The 11,225-nt window shown below is 65.9% G+C and carries 10 protein-coding genes and 1 tRNA gene; 2 read left to right on the top strand and 9 right to left on the bottom strand.

Annotated elements, in window-relative coordinates:
- Positions 1-24 precede the first annotated feature (24 nt).
- Entirely contained in the window at positions 25-561 is a 537-nt protein-coding gene (locus ACZ1JS_RS11600) for a tyrosine-type recombinase/integrase (RefSeq protein WP_465168683.1), read from the top strand.
- A gap of 26 nt (positions 562-587) precedes the next feature.
- Here the strand turns inward: ACZ1JS_RS11600 and ACZ1JS_RS11605 are convergent.
- From ACZ1JS_RS11605 to ACZ1JS_RS11645, 9 genes are all read right to left on the bottom strand, one after another.
- Positions 588-670: transfer RNA gene (locus ACZ1JS_RS11605), tRNA-Leu, on the bottom strand.
- Positions 671-719: 49 nt separating this feature from the next.
- Positions 720-1,595: a 3-hydroxyisobutyrate dehydrogenase gene (gene mmsB / locus ACZ1JS_RS11610; protein ID WP_465166190.1), complete on the bottom strand. Its 876-nt coding sequence runs from the start codon at positions 1,593-1,595 to the stop codon at positions 720-722.
- Positions 1,596-1,606: 11 nt separating this feature from the next.
- On the bottom strand, positions 1,607-2,383 hold the full coding sequence (locus ACZ1JS_RS11615; RefSeq protein ID WP_465166191.1) for an enoyl-CoA hydratase: 777 nt from the start codon (positions 2,381-2,383) through the stop codon (positions 1,607-1,609).
- Between the two features lie 12 nt (positions 2,384-2,395).
- A complete protein-coding gene (locus ACZ1JS_RS11620; protein ID WP_465166192.1) occupies positions 2,396-3,430 on the bottom strand; it encodes an enoyl-CoA hydratase/isomerase family protein in 1,035 nt (344 codons plus the stop codon).
- 154 nt (positions 3,431-3,584) lie between these two features.
- Positions 3,585-4,724 carry an acyl-CoA dehydrogenase family protein gene (locus ACZ1JS_RS11625; RefSeq protein WP_465166193.1) on the bottom strand — a complete coding sequence of 380 codons (1,140 nt, stop codon included), beginning with the start codon at positions 4,722-4,724 and terminating at the stop codon, positions 3,585-3,587.
- A complete protein-coding gene (locus ACZ1JS_RS11630; protein WP_465166194.1) occupies positions 4,721-5,116 on the bottom strand; it encodes a RidA family protein in 396 nt (131 codons plus the stop codon). Before ACZ1JS_RS11630 ends, ACZ1JS_RS11625 begins: the two co-directional genes overlap by 4 nt.
- Positions 5,113-6,084: a polysaccharide deacetylase family protein gene (locus tag ACZ1JS_RS11635; RefSeq protein WP_465166195.1), complete on the bottom strand. Its 972-nt coding sequence runs from the start codon at positions 6,082-6,084 to the stop codon at positions 5,113-5,115. The genes ACZ1JS_RS11630 and ACZ1JS_RS11635 overlap by 4 nt, the downstream gene beginning before the upstream one ends.
- A 157-nt stretch (positions 6,085-6,241) precedes the next feature.
- Positions 6,242-7,771, bottom strand: a complete 1,530-nt coding sequence (locus ACZ1JS_RS11640) for a CoA-acylating methylmalonate-semialdehyde dehydrogenase (RefSeq protein ID WP_465166196.1) — start codon at positions 7,769-7,771, stop codon at positions 6,242-6,244.
- Between the two features lie 153 nt (positions 7,772-7,924).
- On the bottom strand, positions 7,925-9,433 hold the full coding sequence (locus tag ACZ1JS_RS11645; RefSeq protein WP_465166197.1) for a tryptophan halogenase family protein: 1,509 nt from the start codon (positions 9,431-9,433) through the stop codon (positions 7,925-7,927).
- A 298-nt stretch (positions 9,434-9,731) separates the two neighbouring features.
- On the opposite strand from ACZ1JS_RS11645, the gene ACZ1JS_RS11650 reads away from it, so the two are divergent.
- Positions 9,732-11,114 (top strand): M20/M25/M40 family metallo-hydrolase, encoded by a 1,383-nt coding sequence (locus ACZ1JS_RS11650; RefSeq protein ID WP_465166198.1) that lies wholly within the window; start codon positions 9,732-9,734, stop codon positions 11,112-11,114.
- Positions 11,115-11,225: the final 111 nt, after the last annotated feature.

Here is an 11,225-nt window from a genome sequence, read left to right on the forward strand (position 1 = left end):
GGGGATCAAGACGGGCTGTTACACCTGTTTGTTGAATTTGGCTTGGGCGCAGCAATGCGGCACGGCGAAATCCTACGCGTCCGGTACGATCAGATCGATTTTGATGCTCGGCGGATTTACCTTGCAAGGGCAAAAGCAGGAGCGCGCGAACAGCCCATTACGCCAAACCTCGCCGCCCATATTGCCGCTGCACGCGAGCGAGCGACGGACAAGGCAGGATGGGTCTTCCCGTCACAACGCAAAGGCGAAGACGCAACGCATCGCCTTAGTATGGCAAAGCAGTTCAAACGGGCCGTGGAGCGCGCGGGCCTATCCCCGCGACGGGTCACACCGCACGTCATGCGACATACGGCTATCACCCGGCTGGTACAGGCAGGCGTTGACCTACCGACAATCCAGAAAATCAGCGGACACAAAACGCTACTCATGGTGATGCGCTACGTTCACATCTACGGCACGCATATCGACAATGCGATCAGTGCGCTCGATTCGGCACCCATCGCAATTACACCAAAACTACCACCAGTTCCTGAAACCGATGCATTTAGTGAAGCTGCTTAGTCTCAAAAACGGCGGAAAACCGCCGGTACGGACGACGAGACTTGAACTCGTACTCCCAAAGGGAAGCGGATTTTAAGTCCGCTGCGTCTACCGATTTCGCCACGTCCGCGTGGGGAGCCGCGTTCCAAGCGGATCGGCGCTGCCCCGTCAAGCCGCCGCTATCGCAACGTCTGGATGATGCCGGAGAAATCGGTGGCGGCATGGCCGTCCTCGACGAAGCGGGCATAGAGTTCCGCCGCCCGTGCGCCCATCGGCGTATCGGCTCCCGCCCCGGCCGCCGCCTGCATGGCAAGGCGCAAGTCCTTGAGCATCAACGCGGCGGCGAACCCGCCCTGGAACCCGCGATCGGCGGGGGTTTCGGGGCCGACACCCGCGACCGGACAATAGCTCGTCATCGACCAGCACTGCCCCGAACTGACCGACGAAATGTCGTAGAAGGTCTGTGCGTCGAGCCCCAGCTTTTCGGCAAGGGCGAAGGCTTCGCAGGTCGCGATCATCGATGCGCCGAGCAGCATGTTGTTGCACATCTTCGCCGCCTGCCCCGCACCGTTCGCACCGGCATGGATCACCGCCTTGCCCATATCCTCGAGGAACGGCGCGGCCTTGGCGAACGCGGCCGCGCTGCCGCCGACCATGAAGGTCAGCGCGCCGGCATTCGCGGCGGCGATCCCGCCCGACACCGGCGCGTCGACCGCCTGCAATCCTTTCGCACGGGCGGCTTCGGCCACCTGTCTTGCAGTATCGACGTCGATCGTCGAACAATCGATCAGCACCGCGCCGGTATCGACCGCATCGAACAGGGCGTCGTTATAGATCTGTGCGACATGGGCACCGGCGGGCAGCATCGTCACCACCGCCTGCGCACCAGTCGCCGCCTCGACCGCGTCGGCGACCGGCAGGCACCCTGTCGCCTTTGCCCGTGCCAGCGCATCGGCCGACAGGTCGAAAGCGCGGACGTCGTGCCCGGCCTTCGCCAGATTGGCGGCCATGCCGCCGCCCATATTGCCGAGGCCAATGAACCCGATCCGTGCCATGCTGGTCTCTCCTACCGCCCCGTCCAGTTGCCGGGCCGCTTTTCGACGAAGGCGGTCATGCCTTCCTTCTGGTCCGCCGTGCCGAACAAACCGTGGAATAGGCGCCTTTCGAACTGGACCCCTTGCGCCAAGGTCGTGTCGAAGGCGGCGTTGACCATTTCCTTGTTCGCCTTGACCGCCAGCGGGGCCATGGCGGCGATCGTCGCGGCGGTCTTCACCGCATCCTCGACCAGATCGTCGGCGGGCACGATGCGCGCGACGAGGCCGCAGCGTTCCGCTTCCTCGGCGCCGATCATTCGGCCGGTCAGGCACATCTCCATCGCCTTGGCCTTGCCCACCGCGCGCGCGAGCCGTTGCGACCCGCCCATGCCGGGGGTTACGCCCAGCTTGATCTCGGGCTGGCCGAACTTCGCGGTATTGGCGGCGAGGATGAAGTCGCACATCATCGCCAGTTCGCATCCGCCGCCCAGCGCGAAGCCGGCGACCGCCGCAATGATCGGCTTGCGAGTGCGGGTGAAGGCGTCCCAGCCGCTGAAATGGTCGCCGCCATACATGGCGGCGAAGTCCATCTCCTGCATCTCCTTGATATCCGCCCCGGCGGCGAACGCCTTGGCCGATCCGGTGATGACCGCGCAGCCCTGCGTCGGATCGGCATCGAACGCGCGCATCGCATCGAGCAGTTCGGACAGAATCTGCGCATTCAGCGCGTTCAGCGCCTGCGGCCGGTTGAGCGTCACCAGCGTCACCGCGTCGCGCTTCTCGACCAGGATGGTTTGATAGTCGGGCATGCTATTCCCCAATCAATATGGCTGCCATTCGTCCGCTTCGCCAAGCGGCGCGAAGATGCGGTCGATCATATGGTCGGTCACCGCCGCCGGGGTAGCCGGGTCCCATTTCGGCGCGTGGTCCTTGTCGATAATCACCGCGCGGACCCCCTCGACGATGTCGGGCCGCTGAACGATGCGGGTGACGACCGCATATTCCTGCCGCATCTCGTCCTCGAAGGTCGGCATGGTCTTGCCGTCGAGCAGGAGTTTCAACGACACCTTGCACGAGAGCGGCGAACGCTGGTGCAGCGTCGCCAGTTGCGTGCTCGCCCAGTCCGATCCGTCGGCTTCCAGCGCCGACAGGATTTCCTCGAAATCGTCGCTCGCGAACAGGCGGTCGATCGCCTCGCGCTGCGTCAGGATTGCCGCTTCGCCGGGCGTGGTCGCGTGGTCGGCGAGGATCGTCTCGGTCGCGAGCGGATCGTCGGCGATGGCACGCTTGATGTCGTCCAGCGCGCTGGCCGGCACCAGATGCGTCGCGAGGCCGAGCGCCAGCATCTCGCTCCCGTCCAGCCGCGCGCCGGTCAGCGCCAGATATTGCCCGATCCGGCCCGGCAGCCGCGACAGATACCAGCCGCCGCCGACATCGGGGAACAGGCCGATCGCGGTTTCGGGCATGGCGAAACGGGTGTTCTCGGTCGCGATGCGGACCTTGCACGGCTGCGAAATGCCGACGCCGCCGCCCATCGTCACCCCGTCCATGACCGCGATGGTCGGCTTGGCATAGGTGAACAGCCGGTGGTTGAGCCGATATTCGGTCGCGAAGAAGGCGCGTGCCGCTGCGCCGTCGCCGGCGCTGCTGTCGGCGATCATGCGGATGTCGCCGCCCGCGCAAAAGCCGCGCCCTTCGGCATGGTCGATCAGGATCGCATGGACCGACAGGTCGTCGCGCCACGCCTCCAGCGCGGCGAGCATCGCCTCGCACATTTCGAGGTTGAGCGCGTGGAGCGCCTTGGGCCGGTTAAGCCGGATTCGGCCGAGATGGTTGTCGACAGAGGTCAGGATCATCCCAAATCCTCCCCGTTGCGCGGGGAGGGGGACCATGCGAAGCATGCTGGAGGGGGAGCCCCGTAATCGCGACCGTCGTGGAGCAGGACACCCCCCTCCACCACCGCTTCGCGGCGGTCCCCCTCCCCGTGCCGGGGAGGATTTGCGCGGATCTTCACTTCACCAGCTCCCTGCCTACGATCATCCGCATCACCTGGTTCGTGCCCTCGAGGATCGAATGCACGCGCAGGTCGCGCCAGAAGCGTTCGATCGGATAGTCCATCAGATAGCCATAGCCGCCATGGAGTTGCAGCGCCTGATCGACCACCTTCGATCCGGTGTCGGTGGCGAAGCGTTTGGCCATTGCGGCGAAGCGCGTCTTGTCGGGTGCGTTCGCGGTCACCTTGGCCGCGGCGGTGTAGAGCAGCGCACGTGCTGCCTCCAGTTCGGTCGCCATGTCGGCCAGCGTGAACTGGGTGTTCTGGAAATCGGCGATCGGCTTGCCGAACTGCTGCCGCGCCTTGGTATAGGCGATCGCTTCGTCGAGGCAGCGTTGCGCCCCGCCCAGCGAACAGGCACCGATATTCAGGCGACCGCCGTCCAGCCCCTGCATGGCGATTGAGAAGCCCTGCCCCTCGGCCCCGACCAGATTGGCGGCGGGTACGCGCACCTGATCGAGGATGACCGCGCGCGTCGGCTGCGAATGCCAGCCCAGCTTGCGTTCGTTCGCGCCGAACGAGACGCCGGGCATGTCCCGCTCGATCAGCAGGCACGAAATGCCCTTCGGCCCGTCGCCGCCGGTGCGGACCATCACCAGATAGACGTCGTTGTCGCCCGCGCCGGAAATGAACTGCTTGGTGCCGGTGACGATATAGTCGTCGCCGTCGCGCACCGCTTTCGTCTTCAGTGCCGCCGCGTCCGATCCAGAGGAAGGCTCGGTCAGGCAGTAGCTGGCGAGCTTTTCCATCGTCACGAGGTCGGAGAGGAAGCGTGCCTTCAATTCCGCCGAACCGAACGCGTCCAGCATCCACGCCGCCATATTGTGGATCGAGATGAAGGCAGACGTCGACGGACAGCCATAGGCCATCGCCTCCATGATCAGCGCCGACTCCATCCTGCCGAGTCCGATCCCACCCGATTCCTCGGATACGTAGATGGCGGCAAAGCCCAGTTCCGCCGCCTGCTTGATCGTGTCGCGCGGGAAGATGTGCTTCTCGTCCCATTCGGCAGCATGGGGGGTGATCGCGTCGGCGGTAAAGCGACGCGCCAACTCCTGAATCTCACGCTGGTCGTCGGTCAGATCGAACGGGTTCACGCTTCACTCTCCACTATCGCTTCGGCCTCGATCTCCACCCGCCATTCGGGACGGAGAAGTGCGGCCACCACCAGCATCGTCGCGGCGGGCCGCACGCTGCCGAACAATTTCCCATGTACCTGCCCCACCGCCTCGGCATCGGCCGGATCGATCAGGTACATGCGGGTGCGGACGACATCGTCGATCCGGCCGCCCAGTTGCCCGATCGCCTGCGCGATGATGGCGAAGCAGCGCTCCGCCTGCGCGGCGGCGTCGCCCGGCGTGCTGCTGCCATCCGGTTCGACCGGCGCGGTGCCCGACACGAAGATCCGGTCGCCGACGCGCAAGGCGCGCGCGAAACCGATCGTCGCTTCGTAGGGGGACGCCGAAGCGCTATGCCGACGCACCATCATTTGCCCTCATGCAACACGCGCTGCCGGAACAGCGGATCGGCGATCGATAGCGTATTGCGTTCGTACCAGCGCGGTGCCGGCACCCCCTTCTCCCACGCAATCGCTTCCAGCAAATTGCCCTGCGCCGATGGCGTATCGGGATGCAGCTTCGCGATCGGATCGCGATAGGCGACATCGGCGGTCACGATCGTCCAGCCCTTCGCCCGCAGCGCCGCGACCAGATCGGCGATCCAATAGGCGGCGAGATCGGTTTCGTGCAGCAGCATCACATGCACCGGCTGCCGCCCCAGCGCCTGTTCGGCCAGACGGTCGGCGAATTCGGCGGACTCGACATGCGTCTCGACATACAGGTCGCGTAAGCCGGCCATGTCGATCGGCTTGCCGGCCTTGCGCGCTTGCGCGGTAAGGTTCTCGATATTCCAGTCCGACCCGTCGACCGTGACATAGCCGTTCGACAGCCCGCGTGCGGCCAGTCCGGCGCGGACCGCGTCGCGCTTCGCCCTGTCGGTGCCGCCTTCGTCGAGGAACGGGAAGCGATACCAGGGCCGCAGCCCGCGCCGCCCCTTCAGCCAATCCCCTGCCCAATCGATATCGGCCAGATAGGCTTGCGCGGTCATCGATTTCAGCGCCGGATGGGTGAAGCTGTGGTTGGCGATCACATGGCCGGCGGCGACATAGGCGGCGATGCGCCGCTCGCCCCCCGCCCCGTCGGGCGCGGACAGGTTGCCCGGCACGACGAAGAACGCCGCCTGCCGCACCTTCGCCCTGCGTAGACCCGCGATCAGCCGCTCGGTGCGTTCATCGGGCGTCAGAAAGGGGCCGCGCGCCCGCGGCGCGTCGTCGAAGGTCAGCGAGATGCGCTTCTGCGCGGCGGCGGGTGACACAGCCGCCAACCACGCCAGTATCACCACCATCAGGCGTTGCATCATCTTGGCAATGCCTCCGGGCAAATGACGGCTATCGAACATGCTAGGCACCCATCACCCTTAGAACCAGACGTCATCCCAGCGCAGGCTGGGACCTTCCGTGATAGCACGGGACAGGAGCCGCATGAGGCCCCAGCCTTCGCTGGGGCGACGTTTGCGGCGAGATGGAGCAGAAGCCGAAATCTGCTCCATCCAATCGTCACCCCATCGTCGGAATGACGAACGCGTCCTGCATTCGGGCAGCGCCACCATCCTCGGCCTGGGTGCCCAGCGCCGATCCGTCGGGCCAGCGTTGGGTGATCGTCTTCACCTTGGTCCAGAAGCGCACGCCTTCCTCGCCATGCTGGTTCACGTCGCCGAACGCGCTGCGCTTCCACCCGCCGAAACTGTGATAGGCGACCGGCACCGGGATCGGCACGTTGATGCCGACCATGCCGACATTGACCCGCGCGGCGAATTCGCGCGCGGCATGGCCGTTGCGGGTGAAGATCGCGACGCCATTGCCGTATTGATGCTCGCTCGGCAGGCGGACGGCGCTTTCGAAATCGTTCGCCCGGACGATCTGGAGCACGGGACCGAAGATTTCCTCGCGATAGGATTCCATCTGCGGCGTCACATGATCGAACAGCGTCGGGCCGATGAAGAAGCCGCGCTCATGCCCCTGCAGGCTGAACCCACGCCCGTCGACGACCAGTTCGGCACCTTCCTCGACACCCTTGGCGATCCAGCCCTCGACCCGCGCCTTGTGCTGGGCATTCACCACCGGGCCGTAATGCGCATCGGGATCGGTCGACACGCCGACGCGTAGCGCCTCGATCGCGGGGATCAGCTTTTCGCGCAAGCGGTCGGCGGTCTTGTCGCCGACCGGCACCACCACAGGCAACGCCATGCAGCGCTCGCCCGCCGAACCGAAGGCCGCCCCGGCGAGGTCGGCGACGACCTGATCGAGATCGGCGTCGGGCATGACGATGCCGTGATTCTTGGCCCCGCCCATCGCCTGCACGCGCTTGCCGGCCGCGACGCCGCGTTTGTAGACATAGTGGGCGATATCGCTCGACCCGACGAAGCTGACCGCGCCGATCGCCGGATGGTCGAGGATCGCGTCGACGACCGTCTTGTCGCCATGCACGACCTGCAGGATGCCTTCGGGCGCACCCGCTTCGAGCAGCAGTTCGGCGAGGCGCACCGGCACCGACGGATCGCGTTCGCTGGGCTTCAGGATGAAGGCGTTGCCACAGGCGATGGCGACGCCGAACATCCACATCGGGATCATCGCCGGGAAATTGAACGGGGTGATGCCCGCCCCGATGCCGATGGGTTGCCGCATCGAATAGACGTCGATGCCGGGGCCGGCGCCCTGCGTGTAATCGCCCTTCAGCAGATGCGGTACGCCGCAGGCGAATTCGATGACGTCGAGGCCGCGCTGGATATCGCCCCGGGCATCGGCGACGACCTTGCCATGCTCGCTCGACAGGAGTTCGGCGAGCGAGTCCATGTTGGACTCGACCAGTTGCTTGAACGCGAACAGGACGCGGGCGCGCTTCTGTGGGTTGGTCGCGGCCCAGCCGGGTTGCGCCGCCTGTGCGGCCATGACCGCGCGGTCGAGATCGGCCGCCGTGCCGAGGCGGACATGCGCCTGCACCTCGCCACGATTGGGATCGAAGACGGCGCCGGTCGCACCGTCCGCATTGCCTGAACCGCCCGCGATCACATGATCGATGACCCGCATAAACTCTCCTGTCGGTCGCGGTGGACGGTCTGATGCCGACTCATCCGCGTGTAATTTTATTGCTTTTGGCATAGCTGCGGTTCGTCGGCAATCGGACGAAGGTGACGAAGGTTACACGTAGCAGACGATCGCGACCGGCAATTGATATGATAATTAGGGTACTGGCCGATCTTGTGACAGCCGCGCCAGCACCGCCCCATGTTGCGGCAGGGTCGCGACCGCTGCCGCGGTGGCACTGCGCATCTGGCGGATGGCGGGGAGCAGGCGTTCCTCGTCGAGTGCATCGGCGATCGGGTCATAACCGACCGGTTCGATCCCCTGCCCCAGCAGCACCGCGACCCAGCTGGGCATTGCGAACAATTCGTCCTCGTAGCGGAAGATGCGCCCCTTCTGCCGGAACAGGTCGATCTTGCGCGTCAGGCTGTCGGGCACGGCCATGGTGCGGACATGGTTCCAGAAGGGGGAGTCGTCGCGCGCGGTCGCATGGTAGTGGAGGATGATGAAGTCGCGGATCGACCGGTAATTGTCGGCCATCTGCCGATTATATTCGTCGCGCTCGACGGCAGAGAAACCGCGATCCGGAAACAGCGCGAACAGTTTCGATATCCCCTGCTGGATCAGATGGATGCTGGTCGATTCGAGCGGTTCGAGAAATCCGCCCGACAGGCCGATCGCGACGACATTGCCCGCCCACATCGCATCGCGCCGCCCGGCGGTGAACGACAGGCGTCGCGGCGCGGCAGTGGGTGCGGCGTCGAGGCGGCCGAGTAGCAGCGCCTCCGCCGCATCGTCGTCCATGTAGCGGCTGGCATAGACGATTCCGTTGCCGGTACGATGCTGGAGCGGGATGCGCCATTGCCAGCCGGCGGCGTGGGCGGTGGCGCGGGTATAGGGCAGCACCGGTTCGGTGCGTTCGGTCGGCACGGCAATGGCGCGGTCGCAGGGCAGCCAGTGCGACCAGTCCTCGAACCCCACCCCCATCGCTTCGCCCAGCAACAGGCTGCGAAAGCCCGAGCAGTCGATGAACAGGTCGCCCGCGACCCGGCGGCCATCGTCCAGCCGGACGGCGGCGACATGGCCGTTGTCGTGATGCTCGACGGCGACGATGCGCCCCTCGATCCGGGCGACGCCGTCCGCTTCCGCCCGGCGACGCAGGAAGCGGGCGTAGAGCGTGGCGTCGATATGATAGGCATAGGCCATGCCCGACAGCGGCGAACGCGGATCGGGATGCGGCGGGCCGAACGCGTTGGCACGCGCGGCGACCGTCGTCGGCGAATAATCGCCGATCGGACCAATTCCGGCCTGCTCCTTCAACCTGGCCCAGAGCTGGTGGAAATTGACTCCCTCGATATCGCGGCCGAAATTGCCGAAGGGGTGGAAATAGCCGCGATCGGCGGTGTGCCAGCCGACGAATTCGATACCGAGTTTGAAGCTGCCGCGCGTTTCGCGCAGGAATTCGGCCTCGTCGATGCCGAGCAGCCTGTTGAAGTTGAGGATCGACGGAATCGTCGCCTCGCCCACCCCGACCGTGCCGATCGCGTCGGATTCGACCAGGGTGATGCGGCGACGACCATCGTCGAGATAGCGGCCGCAGGCAGCGGCGGTCATCCAGCCGGCGGTACCGCCGCCGATGATGACGACATGGGCGATGGGATCGGTCATGATGGAAACTCCATCGCGGCGAGGCAGGTCGCGACCGATCGCTCCGTACCCCCCGGCATGCCGTCAGCGCAAGCCGCGCAGCCCGCAAGCTACGAAGAAACAAGGGCATAGTTACAGCCTTTGCCCGGGCCGTGGTTGCGATCAGGTTGAAGCATGGCGCGATCCCCGACACCGATGCGCCCGGCTGCTGTCCGTCATGCCTGAGCGATCGTCGTGCTCGGGCATGACACTTGTCGGGCGGTCTTGCGCACGGGCCCTTCCCCGGCGCACATTCCCGACAGCCTAGCCGGAGAAGTCCATGCGTCACCTGTTCGCCGTCCTTGCCGCGTCCGCCCTGTTCCCCACCGCCGCTTTCGCACAGGACGCGCCGACCTCCGCGACCGGCAAGGAAGCGCTGAGCCTGCTGACGCGCGGCATCGCGTTCAAGACGGTGGAGGGCGAGGGACAGGTGCCGGCCTATGCCGCCTATCTGAAGCAGCAGCTGGTATCGGCGGGCTTTGCCGATGGCGACGTGACGTTCGTGCCGATCGGAGAGACCGGCTATCTGACCGCGCGCATCGCCGGGCGCGACCGCAAGGCCAAGCCGACGGTGGTGCTGGGGCATATGGACGTCGTCGCCGCCGACGCGAAGGACTGGACCCGCGATCCGTTCACCCCGGTGGTCGAGGACGGCTATGTGTTCGGGCGCGGCAGCCTCGACAACAAGGCGAATGTGTCGCTGGTCGTCGCGACGCTGATGAAGCTGAAGCGCGAGAAATGGGTGCCGAAACGCGACCTCGTGCTGGTGCTGACCGGCGACGAAGAGACCGAGATGAAGACGACGCAGGCAGCGGCCAATGCGTTCGCCAATGCGGGCCTGGTGCTCAACGCCGATGCCGGCGGCGGGGCGCTGGGCGAGGACGGCAAGCCGATCGCCTATGGCCTGCAGGCGGCGGAGAAGGTCTATGGCGACTGGCACCTGACCGTCACCGATCCCGGTGGACATTCGAGCCGCCCGGGGCCGCGCAACGCGATCGCGGTGCTGGCCAATGCGGTGGTGCGGATCGCCAATTATCGCTTCCCCCCGCAGCAGAACGAGATCACCAAGGCGTCGCTGGCCGGGACCGCCGCCGCGACGCCGGGCGAACTGGGTGCCGCGATGAAGGCGTTCGCCGCCAACCCTGCCGATACCGCCGCCGCCGACATCCTGTCCGCCGACAAACGCTATGTCGGGCAGGTGCGGACCACCTGCGTCCCGACGATGTTCAACGGCGGCCATGCGCCCAACGCGCTGCCGCAGCGGGCGATGGCGAACATCAACTGCCGCATCTTTCCGGGCACGCCCCGCGCGGAAATCGAGAAGAAGCTGATCGAACTGGTCGCCGATCCGACGGTGCAGGTGACGTTCCGCGACAATGGCACGATCGAAGCCGGCGCCTCGCCACTCGACCCGAAGGTGGTCGGCGCGGTGAAAGCGGTCGTCGCCAAGCGCGCACCGGGCACGCCGGTGCTGCCGATGCAGGAAGCGGGCGCGACCGATTCGATGCACTTCCGCGCGAAGGGGATACCGAGCTTCGGCGTCGGCGGCGTGTTCATGAAGCCGGGCGAGATCTTCGCGCACGGGCTGAACGAACGGGTGCCGGTGGCGACGATCGATCCGGGGGTCATATGGTGGGAGGAATTGCTGAAGACGCTGGGGTAGGTGCGCGCCATCGCCTGTGCGGGAACGTTGGAAGGGGTCGCGCGCAGGACTCTGCGAAAGTACCTTCTGTACCCCGGCGAAGGCCGGGGCCCAGTTGGGGGACGTCAGCAG

This window comes from Sphingomonas sp. BL-S-05, assembly GCF_055521695.1.